At 42.7% G+C, this 22,725-nt stretch carries 17 protein-coding genes; 7 read left to right on the top strand and 10 right to left on the bottom strand.

Translation table 11 applies throughout. The features are described 5' to 3' along the window. Positions 1 to 24: 24 nt before the first annotated feature. The gene (locus ACT29H_RS07475; RefSeq protein ID WP_444820993.1) at positions 25 to 1,146 is read right to left on the bottom strand and encodes a helix-turn-helix domain-containing protein; all 1,122 of its coding nucleotides are present in this window, start codon (positions 1,144 to 1,146) and stop codon (positions 25 to 27) included. Positions 1,147 to 1,390: 244 nt separating this feature from the next. Between ACT29H_RS07475 and ACT29H_RS07470 the strand changes: the two genes are divergently transcribed. Continuing rightward, positions 1,391 to 3,532, top strand: a complete 2,142-nt coding sequence (locus tag ACT29H_RS07470) for an FUSC family membrane protein (protein ID WP_444820992.1) — start codon at positions 1,391 to 1,393, stop codon at positions 3,530 to 3,532. On the opposite strand, the gene ACT29H_RS07465 is transcribed toward ACT29H_RS07470, so the two are convergent. From ACT29H_RS07465 to porU, 4 genes are all read right to left on the bottom strand, one after another. After that, positions 3,505 to 3,840: a thioredoxin family protein gene (locus tag ACT29H_RS07465; RefSeq protein WP_444820991.1), complete on the bottom strand. Its 336-nt coding sequence runs from the start codon at positions 3,838 to 3,840 to the stop codon at positions 3,505 to 3,507. The genes ACT29H_RS07470 and ACT29H_RS07465 overlap by 28 nt on opposite strands. Before the next feature lie 72 nt (positions 3,841 to 3,912). Then, positions 3,913 to 4,392 carry a 2-C-methyl-D-erythritol 2,4-cyclodiphosphate synthase gene (ispF, locus tag ACT29H_RS07460; RefSeq protein WP_444820990.1) on the bottom strand — a complete coding sequence of 160 codons (480 nt, stop codon included), beginning with the start codon at positions 4,390 to 4,392 and terminating at the stop codon, positions 3,913 to 3,915. 60 nt (positions 4,393 to 4,452) lie between these two features. Then, complete coding sequence (gene porV / locus ACT29H_RS07455) at positions 4,453 to 5,622, bottom strand: type IX secretion system outer membrane channel protein PorV (RefSeq protein WP_444820989.1); 1,170 nt, start codon at positions 5,620 to 5,622, stop codon at positions 4,453 to 4,455. Positions 5,623 to 5,763: 141 nt separating this feature from the next. Next, positions 5,764 to 9,564: a type IX secretion system sortase PorU gene (gene porU, locus ACT29H_RS07450; RefSeq protein WP_444820988.1), complete on the bottom strand. Its 3,801-nt coding sequence runs from the start codon at positions 9,562 to 9,564 to the stop codon at positions 5,764 to 5,766. Between the two features lie 662 nt (positions 9,565 to 10,226). Here porU and gldJ point away from each other — a divergent pair. Further along, entirely contained in the window at positions 10,227 to 11,717 is a 1,491-nt protein-coding gene (gene gldJ, locus ACT29H_RS07445) for a gliding motility lipoprotein GldJ (RefSeq protein WP_444820987.1), read from the top strand. Between the two features lie 228 nt (positions 11,718 to 11,945). Further along, positions 11,946 to 13,244: a UDP-N-acetylmuramoyl-tripeptide--D-alanyl-D-alanine ligase gene (locus tag ACT29H_RS07440; RefSeq protein ID WP_444820986.1), complete on the top strand. Its 1,299-nt coding sequence runs from the start codon at positions 11,946 to 11,948 to the stop codon at positions 13,242 to 13,244. Here the strand turns inward: ACT29H_RS07440 and ACT29H_RS07435 are convergent. The 4 genes from ACT29H_RS07435 to mtaB form a co-directional block, all read right to left on the bottom strand. After that, positions 13,214 to 14,299: a glycosyltransferase family 2 protein gene (locus ACT29H_RS07435; protein WP_444820985.1), complete on the bottom strand. Its 1,086-nt coding sequence runs from the start codon at positions 14,297 to 14,299 to the stop codon at positions 13,214 to 13,216. The genes ACT29H_RS07440 and ACT29H_RS07435 overlap by 31 nt on opposite strands. 122 nt (positions 14,300 to 14,421) lie before the next feature. Further along, a complete protein-coding gene (locus ACT29H_RS07430; RefSeq protein WP_444820984.1) occupies positions 14,422 to 15,312 on the bottom strand; it encodes a lysophospholipid acyltransferase family protein in 891 nt (296 codons plus the stop codon). Between the two features lie 237 nt (positions 15,313 to 15,549). After that, positions 15,550 to 16,347, bottom strand: coding sequence for an inositol monophosphatase family protein (locus ACT29H_RS07425; RefSeq protein ID WP_444820983.1), 798 nt, complete (start codon positions 16,345 to 16,347; stop codon positions 15,550 to 15,552). A 20-nt stretch (positions 16,348 to 16,367) separates the two neighbouring features. After that, entirely contained in the window at positions 16,368 to 17,738 is a 1,371-nt protein-coding gene (gene mtaB / locus ACT29H_RS07420) for a tRNA (N(6)-L-threonylcarbamoyladenosine(37)-C(2))-methylthiotransferase MtaB (protein ID WP_444820982.1), read from the bottom strand. On the opposite strand from mtaB, the gene ACT29H_RS07415 reads away from it, so the two are divergent. Beyond that, positions 17,737 to 17,862: a hypothetical protein gene (locus ACT29H_RS07415; RefSeq protein ID WP_444820981.1), complete on the top strand. Its 126-nt coding sequence runs from the start codon at positions 17,737 to 17,739 to the stop codon at positions 17,860 to 17,862. The two genes, mtaB and ACT29H_RS07415, sit on opposite strands and share 2 nt — an antisense overlap. A 47-nt stretch (positions 17,863 to 17,909) precedes the next feature. Here the strand turns inward: ACT29H_RS07415 and ACT29H_RS07410 are convergent, their stop codons facing one another. Next, positions 17,910 to 19,250 (bottom strand): PhoH family protein, encoded by a 1,341-nt coding sequence (locus ACT29H_RS07410; protein WP_444820980.1) that lies wholly within the window; start codon positions 19,248 to 19,250, stop codon positions 17,910 to 17,912. A 757-nt stretch (positions 19,251 to 20,007) separates the two neighbouring features. Here ACT29H_RS07410 and ACT29H_RS07405 point away from each other — a divergent pair. The 3 genes from ACT29H_RS07405 (at position 20,008) to ACT29H_RS07395 (ending at position 22,661) form a co-directional block, all read left to right on the top strand. Continuing rightward, positions 20,008 to 21,012, top strand: coding sequence for an alpha/beta fold hydrolase (locus ACT29H_RS07405; RefSeq protein ID WP_444820979.1), 1,005 nt, complete (start codon positions 20,008 to 20,010; stop codon positions 21,010 to 21,012). Positions 21,013 to 21,022: 10 nt separating this feature from the next. After that, positions 21,023 to 21,268 (top strand): hypothetical protein, encoded by a 246-nt coding sequence (locus ACT29H_RS07400; protein WP_444820978.1) that lies wholly within the window; start codon positions 21,023 to 21,025, stop codon positions 21,266 to 21,268. A gap of 682 nt (positions 21,269 to 21,950) precedes the next feature. Beyond that, positions 21,951 to 22,661 (top strand): lysostaphin resistance A-like protein, encoded by a 711-nt coding sequence (locus ACT29H_RS07395; protein WP_444820977.1) that lies wholly within the window; start codon positions 21,951 to 21,953, stop codon positions 22,659 to 22,661. The last annotated feature ends 64 nt before the right edge of the window (positions 22,662 to 22,725 follow it).

Here is a 22,725-nt window from a genome sequence, read left to right as displayed (position 1 = left end):
TTTTTTCAATATCATACCTTCGAGCTATTGGCTTTTTCCAACTTTGGTTTTGTATTCCGATGGAGTCATGCCGGTTAGCTTCTTGAAGGTGGTATTAAAAGCGGTTTTGGAATTGAAACCGGAATCGAAGGCGACACCGATCATGGTTTGTGTGGGATCCTCTTTTTTTAGTAATTCTTTGGCCTTTTCCACCCTGTGTCGGTTGACAAAACGAAAGAAGTTTTCGCCCAAACCGGTATTGATGATATAGGACAACTGGTGGGGCGTGACCTCCAAGAGGGCTGCCAGTTTTAACAGGTTGAGATCGCTGTCTAGATGGGGTTCTTTGACTTGCATGAGCTCTTCCAATTGCTGTTGGTAGGAAACGAGCTCCGAATCGGGTAATACTTTCTTTTTTTCGTGAGTGGCATCAGAAGGTTGTGGCTTTTCGGCAGCATTAAAAAGATCTTTGATTTCGCCTCGGGTGTCGGGGAAAATTTCCTTTTGTCTTAGTGAAAAATAAGCGATAATGAATACCGTTACCAACTGCAGACTGTTGGTAAACAAGTTGAGATCTGTGGTGCTCACAAAGATGTTATGCCAGATAATGATGAGGCAAAGAAGGATGATTTGAATAACGATGTATTCGAGCCAGTTGAGGTTAATACCTTTGGTGTTGGAGGAGTATTGCAAAATATTTTTTCTGTGTTGCCTGATTTTAATATAAGATAGGATGACGTACAGCAGCGACTGGGATAAAATCACTATAATGGCTGCCGGTTTCAGAAAGGGCCATTTTATTCCTTCGCAGCGGATCAAAAAACGGATTGCAATGTAAAGAACCGGCAGAACCAGATGGAGGCTATGTGTCGCGTCAATTTTGAAATGGGGTCGACTGTAGTACAAGATAGAAAAGTATAAGGCAGGAGGTGTGAAAATCTGTAACCCGTGAATGGTGGTCAGAAACAACGGATGGATGGGGCTAAAGCCAGAAAAAGATACGACCTCTTCGAGCCAGAAAGAGGCATAGAGCAGTAGAAACAGGGAAAAGGCGCGATTTCCTTTTTTGTTTATTCCTAACGGGTTGGTAAAAAAAACAAACGCCAAGATCACCAGAGCACCGAAAAACAGAATTATGAAAAGGTTGTTGATGGAGCTATATATCATATTTATATGGTTGTTGATGTCGGTTTAACCCGAATAATGCATTTTCGGGTTTAAGTCGTTATTGCAGGTTTCAAAAATAGGAATCAATATGCAATGGATGATAGGATTTTAGGGAAAGAATAAAAATACTCCTCCCCAATTATAGCGCAAATGTAACGACTATTTAAATGTGGCGGTCATTGTGTAATCGTCAGAAAGGGTTTAATTTCGCATTTATTTGCTGATTATTTAATTGATTGAATAGATGGTAATTCGCCGAAGAAAGACTGTTATGGGGAAGGTTCGCTTGTCCGGGCGATGGATGCGGGCTTTTCTGTTGCATCCCGATTGGATGATGGCCGCCAAAGCCACGATGGTGATGGGGATTGTGATCCTTCCGTTGGAAATATTGGGCTATTCGTTTTTTGCGGTAACAGCGGCATTGGGTGTTCTTGCCGGGGCCTTGTCGGAGACGGATGATCACCCGCGTGGTCGGATACAGTCGTTGGCTTTAAAAGTTGTGGGCTTTGGAATTTCCAGTTTGTCGGTTGAATTACTTCGTCCATGGCCGCTGTTGCTTGGTGGGGGATTGGGGTTATCGACCATTGTATTTATACTGACCGGTGGCATTGGCGAGCGATATCGTGGAATTACTTTTGGGGCTATATTGGTGGGATTATATGCCATGATAGGTTCTGAAATCAGTCCGGCCTGGTACTGGCAGCCGTTACTCCTTCCCGGCGGCGCTTTGTTTTACGGATTGATATCGTTGGGTTTTCTATATTTGCGGCCCTATCGGTTACTGGACGAACATTTGGGGCGTGGTTACATGGCATTGTCGCGATATCTGGATGAAAAGTCGCATCTTTTTCCCAGTGATAAGAGAAACCAGCGAGAGGTTCGGGCAAAATTGGCTTTGCTCAACGTCGAGATGGTCAATACGCTTGATCGTATCAAAGATGTATTGAACAGTTATCGGGATGCCATGGATGATGAGTCGGAACTGGCACCCTGGTTTCATTATTTTATGGTTTTGCAGGCCTTACATGAGCGGGCGGCTTCTTCGCATGAGCGATATGATCTTTTGAGTAATGATCCTGCAACGCGTGAATTGGTTGAGTTGGCGGGGCACACGTTGCATGAGCTGGCTCATGCGTCCGGTTTGTTTGCCGAGGCGTTGCTGGCAGGCAGTCATTATCGACGTCCATCTTCTCTAAACTGGATAATACAGACCCTTCTGGATCGTGTGGAGAAGCTTGACTTAGATTCAAACCATCCGTTGCGTCTATTGGTCGCCAATTTGGAGCAGGCCAATGCTTCGTTTAGCAGGCTGGCCGAGGTGCCGGATGTTCCGGTGTTGCCAAAATTGTTGCGTGACGATCGACCGCTTTGGAAAAAATTTAGCGAACAGTTGAGTTTTAGGCATCCCAGAATGCGCTATGCGCTAAGATTGGCCATCTGTTTCTGGATTGGTTTTTTGATTAGTGAAGTTGCGGATATCGAAAAGGGGGAATGGATTATTCTGACGGTATTGTTTGTGCTTCAGCCCAGCTATAGTGCCACGCGACGACGTCTGTTTCAACGGGTTTTGGGGACTCTCACAGGAGTGATTGTCGGGATATTGATTGTTCAACTCTTAACGATGCCGGGACAGGTATTGCTGATGCTGGCTTCGGCCTTTTTCTTTTTTGTGTGGCTTAAAAAAGAGTATTCGGTTTCGGTGGTGTTTATCACCACTTTTGTATTGTGCGCTTTCAACCTGATATCCAATATCGGGGTTGCGATGATGGTTCCCCGACTGGCCGATACTTTGATAGGTGCTGTGCTGGCGTTGGGAAGTGTCCGTCTGCTATGGCATCAGTGGCAATATAAGAAACTACCGGTATTGTTGGACGATGCTTTGACGAGAAACAGAAACTATTTGGAGGCGATCCTTGCTGAATATGAGCATCCCAACAGCATGGACGATCTGGAATATCGCATTGCGCGCCGGGAGGCTCATCAGGCCGACAATGCTCTTGCGATGGCCTGGCAGGATATACAGACCGAGCCCGAGAAATACAAGTCTTTTCATCGCAAGGCTTTTAAAATGACCTATTTGAATCATGCCTTGCTTTCCTTTATCTCGGCTTTTGGTGCCCATCGAGGCCGAGCAATTGATGTGGCCGAGGGAATCATTGATACAGGACGGGATATTTTGAAAATATTGGGTGACAAGAATCTTTCTCCCGTTATTCGGCAAGCCCAAATGGAGTCCGTTGTTCGTGATCTTCAACAGCGGTTGAAACAGGAAGCCCCAACAGTGAATCAGCAACAGCTGATATTATTGTACAATATCGCCGATATTGGTCACCGGTTGGTGCGTGAAACCGTGGCGGGTCAGTCGTCGCCAAACATCAGAGAATAGGGGCGGTCGATGGCTCCGGCCAATTCGTCAACCCCCAGATTACGACTGAAGCGGAAGGTCTCCTTGCCTTCGAAAAAGACCAACACCGTGGGTACGGCAAAGATGCGGTTTTGGGCTGCCACTTCGGGTTGTTCCACCGTGTTGCAGTAATACATATTCATGGCGGGGTACTTCTCCTTCAGCATAGTCTCGATCTTTGGTTTCAGTACTTTGCATACGCCACATTGTTCGTGGGAAAAATAGACCAGAGCTGCCGCTTCGGAAGAGGTTACCTGATGAAAATGTTCAGGAGATTGTATGGTGTTCATTTTTTAGTATAGAATTTAGTGTGGAAAATGACTGGAGGTCAGCCTGAAGAGGTTAGGGACGGTAATGAGGATTTATTTTTTCACTAGCAAAACCGATGCATAGGCTGCAATGCCTTTTTCTTCTCCCACAAATCCCAGCTTTTCGGTGGTGGTAGCCTTTACCGATACTTGTGATGGATCCACTTCCATTACGCTGGCCAGCGTTTCCTGCATTTGGGGGATGTGGGGGTTCAGCTTGGGCGCCTGAAGGCATATGGTGGAATCGAGATTTCCCAGGTCATACCCTTTTTCACGTATGATCTGCATGGTTTTTTTTAGCAGTAGTTTACTGTCGATGCCTTTTAGTTGAGGATCGGTATCGGGGAAATGGTAGCCAATATCCCTCAAAGCCAGTGCCCCAAAAAGAGCATCACAGATTGCGTGGATTAATACATCTCCGTCGGAATGACCTACCGATCCTTTTTCTGAGGGAATCTTATTTCCCCCAATCCACAATTCATAGTCCTCGGCCAGTTGATGGACGTCATAGCCCATTCCAATTCGTATAGCCATATTTTTGATAGATGTAAGATTATTAGATTTTAAGATTTAAGATGGTTGAAAGGGGTATTCCTAATTGTTTCCGATCATCTGATCCAGATCAAAGCCCAGCGTAAAACGAACCGTGTTTGCCAATGGGTTGTTCTGAACCACCGGAATGATGTAGGAGGCGTCAATATTCAGCATATTGAATTTGATGCCAACGCCGGCAGTGAAAAACTTACGATTCCCTTTGTTTTCGTGTTCATGGAAATAACCGGCACGAATTGCAAATTGTTGAGCATATAAGTACTCCGCACCAACGCTGATGTTGATTTCTTCCAGTTCTTCTTCCAACCCGCGAGGGGCATCGCTGAAGGAGCGGAATATACCGCTGACTACAGAGGCATCCGAGGTGATATATCCACTGTCGTCGTTAGGTGTGGGAACCAGTAATTTATTCAGGTCGATGGTCAGAGACACCTGGTTGTATTCATCAATTTGGGTTGAATAGGCCGCACCAAGTTTTAAATTGGTAGGAATAAAGAAGGCATCATCGCCTCCATAGGATAATTTGGTTCCGATATTGGATATGTTTAATCCAGCGGAGAGAATGCCATCTCTGCCGCCCAGTTCTATCTCGTTTTGATAATAGAATGCCAGATCGGCGGCAAAAGAGTTGCCGGCCTCATAGGTCTCGCTGCCGGAATAACTTCCCAGAGCCAGCTGTAAATCGGAACGGATATAGCGAAAAGCGACTGCTCCGGAAAAATGTTGGGATAAGATACGACTGTAAGCAATGTCTATGGCAAACTCGTTGGGTGTGGCATTCCCGATAAATGTTCCGGCTTCATCGTTAAAAATGATATCTCCCAGGGAAAAATACCTTAATGAAGCACTTACGGTTTGCAGGTTATCGAGCCGTTTATACCCTGCCAAGTAATAGAGGTTGATATCATTGACCAACTTTCTCAGCCAAGGGGTATAAGAGACTGCGGCACCCATTTCCTGTTGAATAAAAGCATATTTGGCAGGATTCCAATGTTGTGAGTTGACATCGGGTGAGGTGGCCACCCCTGTATTCCCCATCCCACCTCCTCTTGATTCGGGTGCTATCTCCAGAAAAGGGACCGCCGTACTGATGATGTTTACCTGCCCCCCTAAATCAGAAGGGGATAATTGCCCGTCCTGAGCTTGGGCATGGACCAACTGGTTCAACAGAATAAATAAAAAGATTAATTTTCTTAATGTATTTCTTTCCATCAGTATATGTGTTTATCTATAATTTCAATTCATAAATCCTTAGGATACGATTATGGGGCAGGTTAAGTTTTGAAAAATGTTTTTTGTTATTTGACCGATGAGGTCAGGGGCTTTTTACTCATGGTGTTTTATTCATATTGTTTATTGTCGGGCGGGTAAAAGTTTTGCCACAAATTGTTCTTTTTTCCCGTTTTGTGCTTTCAGAATTATTCTCACAAAACAGATCCCATTATAATTCCATCCCGATCGTTCCAGTGGCAACAGGTATGGTCCCAGCGCATTTCCGGATATTATTAATTCCTCCTCAACGGTTCCGGTGACCTGTCCTGCCGAGTTCATAAATTGTATGGTGGCATCAATAATGTCATTGGGAATATCTGTGGTTAAAGAGAAATATACATTGTTGCCTGGTTTGACAGGATTGGGATAAACGATAAAATTCCGACCATTTATACCATGCGTTGATGAGACTTTGAAATTTAACGTACCTGCTGAGGAATTATTGTAATTGTCCCATACTTTAAGCGTTAGCGTATGGTCGCCGTCTTCCATTTGCGGCAGTTGATATTGCAGCGTTCCACTTTGAAAATTATCAATATCTGCGGTGTAATTGTCATTCAGTATAATGGGGTTGTTTTTATCTTCATCAATAATAAGCGTAATGTCATGGCCAATCCCCGTACCTGAGGTGTTAATTCCGGATTCGTCGGCCAAACGGGCGTAGAGCATAGGGCGGTTAGTGGTTTGGTCTCCATCATTGAAGTTGGGATGGTTTAGGTACATCCGGATTTCCGGTCCAGAGTTATCGGAGGCAATGAGTTCACTGATGCCACCGATAAAAATATTACTGTAAGCACCGAATGCTTCTCTGCCATCGTCGGCCTGCGCATAATAGCTGATTCTGCCGTAGTCGAGATTATAGCGAATATCCTGAGGTATCACAAATGAGATTTCGAAAAGTCCATTATTTACGGTTGCTCTACCGCTGAAGAGAATGTTGGAATATTCACTGTATTCGAACGGTATATTGCCGTCATTTCCTATGGTTTGGAGATCAACTGCTTTATCAAAAATGGTAATAAAGGCAGTGCCATTAAAATCGTTGATGGTGTTTCCGAACGAATCAGTCACTTTTGCTTTGAGGGTGTTATGCGACATCGCCTTAATGGTGTCGGTACTGCTGGCGATTGGTTCTCCATTCAGTTCAACCGTGCTGATTTGATGAGGCGGGAACATTAATTGCAGAGCAGGGTCGCCCAGCAGTGTAAAGTTTAACTTATTGGTGTTGGCGCCTGATTCGAGTTTTGTACGACGCATCATTTCCCCCAGTCGTAGAGGTTGCCCTGTTTCATCGTATTCAAAAACATGGTTGTAGAAAGCATTGTTTAAGGTGTAATTGAGGCTGGCGTACACAATACGTGTGGTGGAGAGGAGAGCAATACCTCCTCCGTTTTGGGAAAGAAAAACTTGCTCGCCTGCCGAGGTGTATTCGTGATTGTCAAAACGGCTGAATTCGCAAGTTGCCGTGACGAATAAAGGAAGTTTTTGTTTGTTGATCCAACTCTGGATGTCGGAAACAGTTAAGATTTTTTCATGTGCGAGGGCGCTTTCACTTCCATGTCCGGAGTAGTTCCATATGAGTGTTCCTTCAGATATAGCTTCCTGTATATCGTTTTTTGCATCGGGAAATTCCCGTCCGGTGGCAGAGGATGAAACCGGGTAAGCATCAAGATAGATTTTGTTGATGTCAAATTCGGGGTGAGCTGCAGCCACTTTTTGGGTGAGCTTATCCGCATCCCGCATATGGATATTGTTGTCACCATCATCGCCCACAAAGGTTAGTCGGGTTTTCCACCTTCCTTTTTCCTGACTGAGAAGATATGCTTCGGTTTTATCGACCGCGATGGTAGCTTCTTCCAAGGAATTAACAGGGAAACGTCCTATTCCGATGTCGAGTCGGTCGCTTTGTAAATGGTCGCCTTCGTCATCATCGAGAAATCCAAAGAAATCATCTGTTACGAACGAGGCAGTTTGATAAAGAGACGATTGGGACTGATAGGTGGGGAGTGGTGCGGCAGGCGTGTTGTCTATATGACGGTTGTCGAAGCTTCCATCCCCAAAAAGGAGGAGCAGACGGGGCGCCTGATTGCCATTTTGTCCGGCTCTGTCATAGAGCATTTTTATGAAGCCCCTGATGGCACCGGGATCAGGATGTCCCCATGAAAATTCATTATAAATTTGGTCTCTTTCTGCCACTACCACCGATAATCCGGAATGGGTGGCATGGAGGTCAGCCAACCGGTAGGCTTGCTCTAAAAAAGATTTTGGGGCGACAATAACCATTTCGGCCTGAGGTGAGGCATGAAGGTTTTGGTTCGGAATTTCTCCAATAAATTGGGGAGTGGGAAATTCCATGTCGGGGGAAAAGGCCACATATTCTTTTATGTTGGATGTACTGTCTTTAAAGGTCAGTGTGGTGCCGTCGATAGCGGCACTTATTTGTTTGATAAGAAGGGGGTTCGTGACATCCCATACGACAGCGTTGTGGGGCACATCAAATATATGAAATGCAGATATGCCTTCAGGGTTTGCAGAAAGATGATCACGGAATACAATAGGTCCGTTTTTGAGGGTTAGGAGACTTCTGGATTGTAAAATCAGATAGTCGAGCCATCCGACAGAAGAGGTTGAAGTGGGGGCGTATTGGTAGGTTATGCTAATTGAATTGGTGGTAACGGGAAAGGTTATCTTCTCTGCGTTCATCCTGGCATAATAACCCAGATAATCACTCAATGATACGGTAGCAAGTGGAAGGGTGCCTGATGCCAAACCATCGATGGAAATGTTAAAGGCATGAGAGGCGTTCGATCTCCCAGCTACTTGAGTGTAAAGCATGGCATCGGAATTGAGTTCCACATTGGGGATCTCAAACGTAAAGGTTCTTTCGGGGGTTCCTGACGGACTAAATTTTTCGCCCAACCACAAGCACCCGGAGTTGAGCAGATTCTCTTTTTCCGTTTCATGGAACAGGAGGAAGTCATAGGATGAAGACGTGTAATCAGCTTCAATTTCCTCCGTGTTTTGGATCTGAGGTGTCAGAGGTTGGTCGGTGTCAGATACAAAATAAAAGGAGAGTGGGGAATAGAGATGTGGAATGTGTTCGAACATGTTTCTCTGACTGTTCCAGTTCCACTGCCAGGGGCCGGCACTGTAGAAGAAGAGGGCATTGTTTTGATGCCAGCAGGCGATGGGTGGCAGGTCGTCGGGACGGAATTCACTGTTGTTTAAAGGAACCATAACCCCACCGTATCCGTAAATCTGAGCTTTTTCAGGATCACTGAAACCCCAGGTTTTGAGCGTGGCATATGGTATTTTGTAAATTCCTTTTTGGGTAGTTCCGATTTTAACCCATTTACCGGAAGCCAGCTTTGAGTTGGAGGCATACTTTGAAGTGGCTGATTTGAGATCTGTGGTTTTTAGAATCTCACCATATGAAATTGAAACAGAATAACTCAATAGCCGTTGCCAATGATGTTCCTCATTATTTATTCTTCTGAACGGAATAATTTCAAGTTCGACGTACGCTTTTTTCTGAATATAGACTAAGCGATGGTTAAAAGTTGGTGAGAGCTTTTTTACGATGGTGTCAGAAAAGGCCTTGTCACTATGTATTGTTTCCCATGTTAATGCCCGAACATCCACGACGGTTTGTCGGGGATCTGTTCCTACAGGTAAGGGAATCAACGAAACCATTACCGGCCAACCATTCTCCTCTTGATAATATCCCTGACCTTTAAAAGGAAGTTCGGGATACCGGGTATCTTGCCACTCAATTTTTCTGACCATGGTTACAGAGTCGTTAGCACCGGCTCTGACAAAGAAGATTAAGCCCGACAAAATAAGAAGAAATAGAGTCGTTATTTGACCTTTATAATTCCACATAATTATGGATTGTTGCTTCCTTTGCGAATCTTTGTATGTTGGGGTCAAAAATAATTAAATAAATTGGTCTGTTTTTGATTTTGTTTCGTAATATGAGAATTCCCATCTGTTCAGATTGTTATTTGGTTTAGTTTTTTGACTTGATGATTGTTCTATGGAATCCCTACCATCAAAGGTACTGGCTCGGCCTTGATTATTCCTTTTGTTTTTACTTTTTGTTCAATTATAAACGTAAAACACAAAAATAAATTAAAGGTTGTGATCGTTATATGATCAGAGAATAACCATCAGGAGAGGAAGTCGGGGAAATTGGGGAAGGAAGCGTTGTATTGCAAAGGAAATGTATCACCTTAATAGGCTCTTGTTCCACCTGAAATCAAAAAAAAGAATTAAAGTTGGCTTGGTGGTATAACCTTTTTCTATTTTTGTAGTATAAAAACAATGAATTCTTATGGATTTCGTTCTAAGAAACAGAGTCTGTTGCTAGGACGTTTTTTGAAAAGACAGTAAATCGTTGTTGTAAAACGCTAAATAATAGTATTATAATACATCCTTTGTGAATGGATTGAAGAAGAAACTTCTTCTTTTTATGGTAGGGATATTATAATTCCGGGTCTAAGTAAAAACAAAGAATAAGTAAAAGAATTACAAGAAGATAAGTTATGAGATTGGAATCCAGACTTTTTGTTCCCACACTGATGTTGGGATTAATGGTTTTAGCATCATGTGGAGGAGGTGCCCGAAAAAGCGCGTCATCTACTACAGGATGGAGCTATAACGACCCCGAAACCGGAGGGTTTGAGTATAAGGCCGATTTTGAACAGGAAACAGGTCCCGGCCTTGTATTTATCGAGGGTGGAACATTCATTATGGGAAATGTCGATGAAGATGTGATGAAGAATTGGAATAATTCTCCTCGTCGCGTTACGGTTCGTTCCTTTTACATGGATGAAACAGAAGTTCGTAATGTGGATTATCGTGAGTATTTGTATTGGATCAATCGGGTATTTGTTGATATGCCCGAAGTGTACAGAAATGCACTTCCCGATACCTTGGTATGGCGACGTCCGCTGGCCTATAACGAACCCATGGTGGAAAATTATTTCCGTCATCCGGCCTACAGTGAGTATCCCGTGGTGGGTGTAAACTGGCTTCAGGCTAATGATTATGCTGCGTGGCGTACCGACCGTGTGAACGAGATGATTCTGGTGGAAAAAGGAATTTTGGAGCTGGATTTACAACAGTCCGGACAAAACAATTTTGATACAGAGGCTTACTTATTGGGGAAATATGAAGGAGTAGCCGGTAAAAACCAACTGGAAGATCTTGATCCGAATAAAGATACTCGTCGGGTACGTCCCAGTGATGGTATTTTGCTTCCCCGCTATCGCCTCCCAACTGAGGCTGAATGGGAATATGCGGCTTATGGTTTGGTCGGCAATTCCTATGAAGAGAGACTTACTGACCGACGCATCTATCCCTGGAATGGTCACACTTTACGTAATCCTTCCAAAAAAGAAAGAGGTCGTTTTATGGCTAACTTTGTGAGAGGAGACGGTGACTATATGGGTATGGCCGGAGACCTGAACGATGGTGGTGATATTACTGTTCCTGTACACTCCTATTATCCGAACGATTTTGGTTTGTATTGTATGGCCGGAAACGTGAACGAATGGGTGGCCGACGTTTATCGTCCCTTGTCGTTGGAAGATGTGGATGAATTAAGTCCTTATCGCGGAAATGTATTCAAAACTAAAGTTCTGGATGAAGAAGGCTATGTGGTCGAAACCGACGAATATGGCAATATTCAGTATCGTGAAGAAACCGCAGAGGATATCAAAGATCGAGGCAACTATCGTTCTGCAGACAATAGAAATTACGGGGATGGAGATGCCAAATCCAATATTTCTACCGGTGGTAACTGGTCGGCTAGTGAATTGACTACGGATGATATGTACACCGCCAGCACCGGAACCTTGAGTAGTACGATTTCTGATCGTGCAAGAGTCTATAAGGGAGGTTCCTGGAGAGATCGTGCCTATTGGTTGAGTCCCGGCACCCGCCGCTTCTTGGATGAGCGTGAAGCCAGAGATGATATCGGATTCCGTTGTGCTATGACACGTGTAGGAAGCCCCGCCAATAGTAAAAAGTAAACTGGAGTTTTATCGATTATAGCGAAAGCCGGAAATTTTCTTTTCCGGCTTTTTTTATGACCTTTTGGGGACGGATTGAGGGCTATAGATGGTTTTTGGTTAGATCAGATATTTTAAGCGTGTCGGTTGTTCTCTGTTTTATTACCTTTGGCAAATGCTAAAACCAAATTTCTTTTAGTCGATATCTATTGCCTGATCATTTGGTGTCTAATCTCTAATTTTTTATCAATGAATGATATTGTTCGGTTATACGAAATATTTCTTGAATGTGGCCAAGTCACCACCGATACGAGAAAGATGACTCCCGGCACTATTTATTTTGCTTTAAAAGGAGAACGCTTCGACGGGAATACATTTGCGAAAGAAGCATTGAAAGCAGGGTGTCGGCTGGCTGTTGTGGACGATGAAAAGCTGCGTGACGAGGAAGGTTGTTTTTGGGTTCCGGATGTTTTAACGACGCTTCAGAAACTGGCCAGATATCACCGTCAAAAGCTGGATATTCCGGTTATAGGCATTACCGGGAGTAATGGAAAAACAACGACAAAAGAACTCATTGCGGCTGTCTTAAAAAAGAAATATGATGTTTGGTATACGCAGGGTAACCTGAACAATCATATAGGCGTTCCACTTACGCTGTTGAGCATGCCTCCGCGGACGCAGATTGCTATTGTGGAGATGGGTGCCAACCATATGGATGAAATTTCTGAGTTATGTGGGATCGCCCTGCCGAATCATGGACTGATCACCAATGTGGGAAAAGCTCATCTTGAAGGTTTCGGGTCTTTCGAAGGTGTTAAAAAGGCCAAAGGGGAACTCTATGAGTTTCTGAAAAAGAATGGAGGAGAAATTTTTATTAATGTTGATAATGACGTTCTTCTTTCAATGGTTGGTCATTATCCCTGGATTGGTTATGGTACCGGCAAGGATGCCGTGGTTCGGGCAGAGAATGTATCGGCAACGCCGATGCTTTCGTTTGATCTATTCACTTCCCGAGTGACAGGGTTGCGAATAGAAACCCAGCTTGTGGGGCTTTATAATAGAGACAATGTTTTGGCTGCTGCTTCGCTGGGGCATTATTTTGGTATTGAAGAAGAGTTGGTTAAAGAAGCTCTTGAAAGTTACATTCCGGGCAACAATCGTTCCCAGTATATTCGCACCCAACGGAACCAGGTTATTCTGGATGCCTATAATGCTAATCCCACAAGCATGCGGGCTGCCCTTGTTAATTTTAGACTAATGGAACATGCTCGGAAGGTGTTGATTATAGGAGGGATGAAAGAGTTGGGAGAGGAGAGCGTGTCTGAGCACCAGGCATTGATATCAGAAATCATGAGGCTGAATTTTGTCGAATGTTTCTTTACAGGAAATGAATTTGCCGGGATTCTCCCTGCCGACAATCGTTTCAAGTGGTTTAGTGATACCAATTTGTTAAAAGAGGCTTTGCAGAAAAAACCTATTTCCGATGCTTTGATATTGGTTAAGGGGAGCCGGGCCAATCAACTTGAGCGTATTGTGGAATTTCTCTGATGGTTTACTTCCTTTTTTTGAAAAGCAGACATGTTTAGATCCGTAAAGTGGTGTTTTTTCCTGAAAAAGAAGTCGAAAACGATGCTTCCCTGATAAATTTCGGGATGGAGTTTACAGGTGGTGTTTTTCCGTAGCTCGATTCTTTCCTTTTTTAGACGGTGGATGCTTTTGAAATAGTGACGATGTGCTTTTCCCACGGCAGCAAAATTACCAAATTCCCCTGATAAAAGGAATTTGAGGGCTGCTACTCCATCTAATATTAATCGGATCAACATCGTTTTTTTAAAGCCTTTTTCGGGCAGATTTCGGTAAAGCATAAAGAGATTGTTCCGGAAATTCAGGTAAGTTTTCCGTGGTGACATGACATTGAGGGTCCCTCCTCCCAGATGAAAAATTTCACTTTGCGGGCAATATCTGATTTTCAAGCCTTGGTTTTTCATTCTCCAGCACCAGTCAATCTCTTCCATGTGGGCAAAAAAGGCTTCATCCAGGCCCCCCGAATGGTTATACCATTCGGTGCGAACCATCAGTGCGGCGCCACTACCCCAAAAAATCTCATCCGGCTGATCATATTGCCCTTTATCCTCCTCTAATACATCAAATATGCGACCACGACAAAAGGGGTAACCCCATTTATCGATGAAGCCTCCTGCTGCACCTGCATATTCAAAGTGATCGGGTTGGTTTAGGGCTTTGATTTTGGGGACACAAGCGGCGGTATCAGGATGTTGTTCCATGCATTGGATGAGTGGCTCCAGCCATTTCTCCCCCGGGATGACATCCGAGTTGAGTAATACCGTATAAGGAGTGTTTAGTTGTTTCAATATCCGGTTGTATCCTCCCGCAAAGCCGTAATTATTATCGAGCTGAATGATTTCTACCTCCGGAAATTTATCCTTTACCAACGTCGCCGAACCGTCGTCAGAGCCGTTGTCTGCCACGACAATGGATGCCCGGGGATGGGAGGTGTACTTGATTACTTCCGGCAAGAATCGTTCAAGCATAGTGCGTGTGTTCCAATTGAGAATGACTACAGCGACGATTGGTTCAGGCATGATTTTTTATTTCAGGGGTTGGCAGTTGAAAATTGCTTTATTGGATGATAGCAGATACGTATTGATGGTTGTCTTTCTGTTGCACCATCTTTATTTGTAAAATTATAAAATAATCTGATTGTTTATTTTAGTGGCTGACCTTGATAGCGATCTTGATATTTCCAACGTCTGTGTGACCACAGCCAAAGTTCCGGTCTTTCCAAAATGCTCTTTTCCAGAAGTCGGATGTGCCATTCCGTGATTTCATGTTCTTTGGCAGTTTGAGGGGTGCCGTTCCAAGGGATGATGTCGATATGGTAGTATCCTCGTTTGGGCTTTGATACCTTAAAGTAAATGACTTTTCCATTGACCATTTTTGCCATTTTTTCAGGTCCCATGAGGACCGGAGTGGGTTGAGTTAAAAAGTTGGTCCAATATTGAATTTCAGATCTGGCGGGACTTTGATCTGCAATAAGTCCTAAAACAAAACGCTTATTTTCCTTTTTTAAACCCGCTACCAACCGGAGCGTCTTTTTCATGGGGACATTTCCCGATCCAAATCGAGACCTCAGTTTTAGCATATATTGGTCGAAAAGCTTGTTTTTTAATGGCCGGTAAACACTGTATCCGCTTGCTGTAACATGCATGTTTAGGGCCGGCACCCATTCCCAGTTGCCGTAATGTCCCAGAATGGCAATCACATCTTGTCCTTTTTCGGTGGCTTCTTCAATGACCTCAATATTGGAAAAGGTAATACGTTTAAATATTTCACTGTCCGAAATGTGTTGCAATTTCATTGTTTCGACAAAGAGATCACTGAAATGACGATAAAATTTGTGCAGGATATCTTTTCGCCATTGTTCGTCCTTATTTGGAAATGCTTTTTTCAGATTGTGGAGGATGACTTTTTTTCGGTATCCGACCAGAGATACCAAATAGTAAAGCACATTGGAGAGTATATATAAAACAGGTGTTGGCAACCAGGATATGAGCCATATTAATGGATGCCATATATAATACAATAGTTTGTTCATCAGTATGATATTTATCTAATACATTGTTTCCGGGAAGGTAGGGACGGTTGTGGAGAACTCGCATGATTATGAGAGATACTTTACATTTTCTTTCCCCGAAATGCCTGGGCAAGTAGAGACAACCCTTATTGTCATGCTTGTTGCGTTCAATTTTCTTGAGTTATCATTTGTCTTGTTACCATGCACTCTTTTCGCTGTTTTCCTTCGCAGCGCTCTGATCAATTTTGATGCCGACGATTAACTTTTTCCCATAATTTTTGCAATGGTGTTTTGCATTTCTTCGAACATAAGGTTGTTGGCACATACCAGCTCTTTGCCGAAAAGATAGTTATCACCTCCTTTGAAATCGCTGACTTTTCCACCCGCTTGCTGGACCAGGAAAGCCCCGGCGGCGACGTCCCATGCTTTTAAATTGTATTCATAAAAGCCATCGAAGCGGCCGCAGGCGACATAGGCCAGATCAACAGCAGCTGAACCCAGACGGCGCAGCCCATGGCTGTTCTTCATGAAATAGTCGAGGGTCTCCATGAAATTTTGAATCAGTCCGTAGTTGGTATATGGGAAACCGGTGGCAATAAGACTATCGGCTACGGTTGGCGTATTGGAGACATGAATTTCTTTTCCATTGAGCAAGGCGGGACCTCCTTCCCAAGTATAGAAACATTCGTCCATTCCCATTTCATAAACGACACCGACAACCATTCGGTCGTTTTCCTTCAAGGCGATGCTGATGGCAAAGGGATAGAGTCCGTGAATGAAATTGGTGGTTCCGTCTATGGGGTCAATAATCCAGTTGAGCGTGTCTCCAATTTTGTTTGAGGTGTTTTCTTCCGCGATGAACCCGGCTTCGGGTAGTAAATTGCCCAATGCTTCTACCAACCGTTGTTCGGAAGCTTTATCGATTTGGGTTACAAAGTCGTTTTTTCCTTTTGTCTCCACATCCGGCCTATGTTTTAACCTGAAGTTTTTGACAAAAAGACCTGTCTCACGAGCTATTTTAACAGTTTCTTCGCAGATTTGATGATAATTATACATGGTGCAATAATTTGATCGTATTAAATATTTAAATTTTCGGGGACAAAATAAAACGTTTGTTCACCAAATGGTTGTTTCGGGAGTTGTAGGGTCATATTCCCCGAATGGGCCGAAAGGGTCTTGAGTTTTACATCGACAATTTGATTGATTAGGGCGGGGTTGAATGGAAATTCAACCTTTATATAGTTCTCTGTAAATCCATGCATGAGTCCGTTTGAGGGATGTTCTTCAAACAAAACTCTGGCACTAGTGTGTTCGAATTGTTTATAGAATTTACGTACTTTAAAGGCCGACAATTCATGCAGTAAGGCACTTCTTTGTTTTCTTTCTTCATGGGGTACCGAATAATCTATTTTTAATGCCTGGGTATTGGGTCTTTCCGAATAGGTGAACACATGCAGTTGAGAGATGTCCAGCTGGCGGAGGAAATCGTGGGTTTTTTCAAACTCCTGCCGGGTTTCTCCCCGCACGCCGGTGATGACATCCACCCCAATGAATGCATGAGGAAGAAGCGTCTTAATGGTTTCTACCCTTTTGCGAAAAAGAGCGGTGTCGTATTTTCTTTTCATCAGTTTTAAAATCTCGTCACTACCCGATTGCAGAGGGATATGGAAGTGCGGCATAAATTTGGAGGAGTCGGCAACCAGTTGAATGATTTCATCGGTGAGCAAGTTGGGCTCGATGGATGAAATACGAAAACGTTGTACTTCTTCTACTTTTTCAAGACTTTTGAGCAGCTCAAAAAAGGTTTCTCCAGTGCTTTTACCAAAATCGCCAATGTTTACACCGGTGAGAATGATCTCTTTGGCCCCGGCATTACCGGCCTCTTTGGCCTGTTCAACCGTTTGACGGATGGTGGCATTTCGGGAACGTCCTCGCGCCAAAGGAATGGTGCAATAGGAACAAAAATAGTCGCATCCATCCTGAATTTTCAGGAAAGTGCGGGTTCGATCACCCGACGACCAGGACGGCATGAAGCGTTTGTCTTTGGCAATATTGCCAGCATGTATCTCTGCTTTCTCTTTCTTCTCCAGTACGCCCAGATAAAAGGCCATTTCAAGCTTTTCATTGCTTCCCAGCACCAGATCAACCCCTTCAATGGATGCTATTGCCTCGGGCTTTAACTGTGCAAAACATCCTGTCACCACAATAAAGGCTTTTGGGTTAATGCGCAAGGCCCGATGAATGGCGTAACGACATTTTTTTTCAGCACTGCCGGTAACAGAGCAAGTGTTGATTATATAAACATCCGCACCTTCTCTGAAATCGCCCCTGATAAAGCCTTCGTTCTCCAATTGACGGGCAATGGTGGATGTTTCGCTGAAATTGAGTTTACATCCCAGGGTATAAAAGGACACGGTTCGTCGCTGAAATTGTGACTGGTCAATCATGGAACAGATCGTTAGATATAAGATTGAGAAAAATCAAACTGCAAAGATAGCCAATGATTTTGAAGTGCCGGAACCTATTTTATTTTCTCCTGCTCTTCTGTTTTATCAGGGGGTTAATATCTAATGATCTAAGATATGCTGGTCTGAATTTCATCCTGTTTTTATTCCTTCTTAAAGCAGGTCTGAAGCCAATTCTGCGAGATAGCTACGTTCTCCTTTTATCAGGTTGACATGAGCAAAGATATTTTGGCCTTTCATTTTGTCGGTGAGATATGCCAGACCGTTGCTTTGCATGTCGAGGTAAGGCGAATCGATTTGGTGAATATCTCCGGTAAAGACCATTTTGGTTCCTTCCCCTGCACGGGTAATAATGGTTTTTACTTCGTGCGGTGTAAGGTTTTGGGCCTCATCAATAATAAAAAACACATCCGACAAGCTGCGCCCGCGGATATAGGCCAGGGGTGTGATGATCAATTGCTGCTGTTTTTGCAGTTCTTCGATGACGGTCAACTCTTTACTTTGTTGTGGTAGCCGGTTCTTAATAACGCCCAGGTTGTCGAAAAGAGGTTGCATATAAGGCCCTATTTTTTCGTTAATGTCGCCGGGTAAAAAACCCAAATCTCTGTTGGCCAGCGGCATGATGGGGCGAGCCAACATGATCTGTTTATATTGGTTGTGTTGTTGAAGGGCGGCAGCCAGAGCCAATAAGGTTTTTCCTGTTCCGGCTTTACCCGTTAACGATACCAGTGTAACTTCAGGGTTTAAAAGGGCATGAAACGAAAATGCCTGCTCTGCATTTCTGGGGTCAATGCCAAAAGCCGAATGTTTCTCTACGCGTCTAATGGATTCTGTGGAAGGATCAAACCATGCCAAAACACTCTGGCTGGTGTTCTTTAATATCATATACTGATTGGCGGGCAACTGTTCATCCTTCATTGGGAAATCGGACCGCGGCACTTGTCCTTCTTTATAGAGGGCTTCAATAATCTTCTTGTTGAATCCGGTGAAGGTTTCCACGCCACGGTGAAGTATTTCTATGTTTTTGACCTTATCCGATTCATAATCTTCTGCTACCAACCCCAACGATTTTGCTTTCATTCGGAGGTTGATATCTTTGGTTATCAGTATTGTTTGGCGGTCGGGGTTGTGATCCTTGACGTAAAGAGTGATGGCCAGAATGCGATGGTCGGGGGTGTTTTCTGAGAATGAAGATTGCATTTCCGGAGGGAGGGGTTTTCCGGTTTCTATAAAAAGTCTTCCATGACCTTTGCCCAGAGAGATGCCGTCGGTAAATAATTTCTCTCCCGACAAACGGTCCATTTCCCGCACAAACTCACGCGCCTGAAAATTGATCTGATCATTCCCTTTCTTAAATTTATCCAGTTCCTCCAGAACTACTATTGGTAAAACGATATCATTCTCTTCAAAATTATAGAGACATTTATGATCGTGTAACAATACGTTGGTGTCCAGGACAAATATTTTACCTGTTTTTTTCTTTTTGGCGGTCATAGTCTTTGATTTTTATTGACTTATTCTCTAAAGATATTCATTTTTTGGTGGAAATATTGCTTGGACTGAAGGAATTTAAAATTAGAGATAAGAAATTTCTATTGAATACAGTTTATATACACCGGCTTGTTTGGGTCATGGTTGTTTTGGTTCGGTGCCTGCAGACTGGACGTATTCCGGCATACTCAAAAGCTAAGGTGCAGAGAAATCGATGAGATCTTATAGTTTTTTTGATTTTGAGGGAAAGACCTGTAGATGTAAGATTCTCTTTACCTTTTGCTCTTTGTCCCCTGCCATTTTCAAACGCAGAGACGCCAGGACGCAGAGGAGATGGGGCGTTCCATCAACCACATATTTTCAAATTTAAACCTCGCCTACCGGTGTCGTGTAAGAAGACAATTGATTATTTGCAAAGAAAGATTAGTAGCGTTAAATTTATTGATTATCAAATTATAACCCAAGACGAAAATCAAGTCAACCATACCACTGGTCCCCAATCACCCCCGAAACTCTACAGGGATCAGTCCCAAAGGATATTTAGTCTTATTTGGGCACTCACTAACGAAAAAAACTGAAATATATAGACATACATCAACACTGGAAAAATAAATGCAACTCAGGGGAGGGCGCAGTTATATTGGGCACAATCCTTACAAAATTCTTTCTGTTCAATAACTTAACGCAATAAATCAATTTAGGCATAAATATTGACGAAGCAACTGAATCAATCAATCAATCAATCCATATAAATAAAAAAATGACGAGAAAAATAGTATTACTAATTATCGTTTTATGTGGTTTTCAAATCACAAAAGCACAGGACAATCAATTGCAATGGTTAGATATTGAATTGTCAAACTACCAATATCCGTATCAAGTCTCCATATTACCGCTGCATATACAAGAGCAAAACTTAAAAATGGCTTATATGGATATTAAGCCCGAAAACTATAATGGGAAAAACATTGTGTTGTTTCACGGGAAAAATTTCAATGGGGCCTATTGGAAAACAACCATTGAAGCCTTGAGTGAAAAAGGTTTTCGTGTAATTGTTCCCGACCAGATAGGTTTTGGAAAATCATCAAAACCAACTAATTTTCATTATACTTTTCAGCAACTCGCACTAAATACTAAAACATTATTAGACACTTTAGGCGTTGCTAAAACTGCCATTTTAGGGCACTCAATGGGTGGAATGATTGCCTCTCGTTTTGCATTAATGTATCCTGAAACAACAGAAAAATTAATTTTGGAAAATCCAATTGGTCTTGAAGACTGGAAGTTAAAAGTGCCGTACAAACCTGTGGAATGGTGGTATAAGAATGAACTTAATAGTAGTTACGAAAGTATTAAAAAATACCAATTGGTAAACTACTATGACAACAAATGGAAGCCAGAATACGACCAATGGGTAAATTTACTGGCCGGCTGGACACTAAACTCTGACTATAAGACAATCGCCTGGAATGCGGCACTAACCTATGATATGATTTTTACGCAACCGGTAGTTTATGAGTTCAAAAACATAAGTGCACCAACCTTATTAATCATTGGAACCAGAGACCGAACAGCTTTAGGGAAAAATCTTGTTCCTAAAGAGGTTAGGGAAACAATGGGGCTATACGCTCAATTAGGCAAACAAACGCAAAAAGAAATTCCTAACGCACAATTGGTGGAATTAGAAAATGTCGGTCATATGCCTCATATCGAAAGGTTTAATGACTTTATAAACGTGCTGATTCCTTTCTTGACAAGACCTTAAGCGATTTTATTTGGCCAAACAAGAGCCAAACATCACCGTTATTCCGGTGAACCCTAGTTCATTATTAAATACCAAAATGGTTAACGGAGCTTTTGGTCATTATTGGTCGGCAGCAGATAAAGGGGCCAATGTTTTGTATGATTTGGCAGTGGCTGAAATGCATAAAAATAACTCTGGTAAACGCTTCGATAATGAAAAAGGCGATTTTTCTGAAGCCCATAATGACCCTTATAACCAGCAAAAAATGAGCAATTGATTTCTGTAATGAATAAAATCTTAAAATTATAGGTGAAGGTATATCCCACAATAGCTATCTAAGGCAAATTGGACGAGAGGTAGAAGCCAGAAGTCAGAAACCGGATTTTAAAAAGGATATTTGCTCAAAAACGCAGAGACGCCATGACGCAGAGAAAAAAATGAATATTCAAATGTTGGATGGGTAGATAAAAGAAGGAAGTCAGAATTTGGTTTTTATATAAGGATATAAGTGGAAAAAAATAGATATATGATAGAAATAAAGTAGACAAAAATAACCAAACGACCTAATCGCCTTATTACTAGTTATTAAAACTCCTTCTGTCTGTGCACCAGTGAACTTACCCTTTATGGGACATCATTAAAAAACAGACATTTTTCTTTTCCTGAACCCAAAATTCAAAATACATATTCAGTGAGCACTATGGTTCTCACAAGGGTGGCTGAAGCACGAAGCCGTTTATATACTCACCAGAGGTTCAGTTTGCTCACTTTTTTGTCATATGAAGTTGGGTTGAAGAATAAATACATTCACAGAAAAAACTATCTTTGCGGCTCTTTTGTTAAACCCGAATAGAGAGACAAGTTTAAAGGCAGATAGATATAAACCAACTTAATAGGGTGGTACCTTTTATACCGCTATACAGTTCTGCTAATTTGATAACCATAATAATTGTAATACGATGAAAACAGCACTTCAAACAAAAGAGAATAAGCTGTTTCTTAGCCTTACGATATTATTATTGTTAACGGTCAATTACATAATCAGCCTATTCATCGACCGGCATTTGACCGATATCACAGCCTATGATAGCTTAGGGTTTTGGCTTATGATTTCCAATTTCACCTTGATGACATTAATTGTTATAGGTTATAAAAAGTATGCAAATTTAAAATGGCGTGATTTGGGACTGGGAAAACCCCAAAATTGGTGGCAGCCGATTCTCGTATTTATTGGTTTATATGTTGCTTTTCAGTTGTTTGCCCGCTATATTTCGCCTGAAATCGTTAAGCTTGGTGACCGACCAAATGTTTCTCATTTGATGAGTTTAAAAGGAAATTTGCCGGGGCTTATCATGGCTCTTGTGGTAGTATGGATTACTGCCGCTTTTTTGGAAGAACTCATTTTTCGGGGATTTTTGCTTAATGCAATCGACAAGTTGTTAGGCAGTACTAAATGGTCGATGTGGTCTTCGGTGGTAATTAGTTCTGTCATCTTTGGCCTCATTCATGCTTATCAGGGCATTACCGGTATTTTGATTACCGGAAGCGTTGGATTCATCTTTGGCGTTGCGTTTATTTTAAATGGCAGAAGGCTTTGGCCGGTGATGCTCATGCACGGAATAATAGATACCATTTCTTTTATTAGCATATACCAAATGGAAGCGCTGTAAAAAAATTCGATTGAAAAGGGTATGACAATGAAAGCTTGTTCTTAAAAAATCAGGTAGCCTTCCC

Origin of the sequence: Thermophagus sp. OGC60D27 (assembly GCF_052400625.1) — a bacterium.
In the GTDB taxonomy this organism is placed as follows: Bacteria; Bacteroidota; Bacteroidia; order Bacteroidales; family Marinilabiliaceae; genus Thermophagus.
This window is presented reverse-complemented; position numbering and strand designations above follow the sequence as displayed.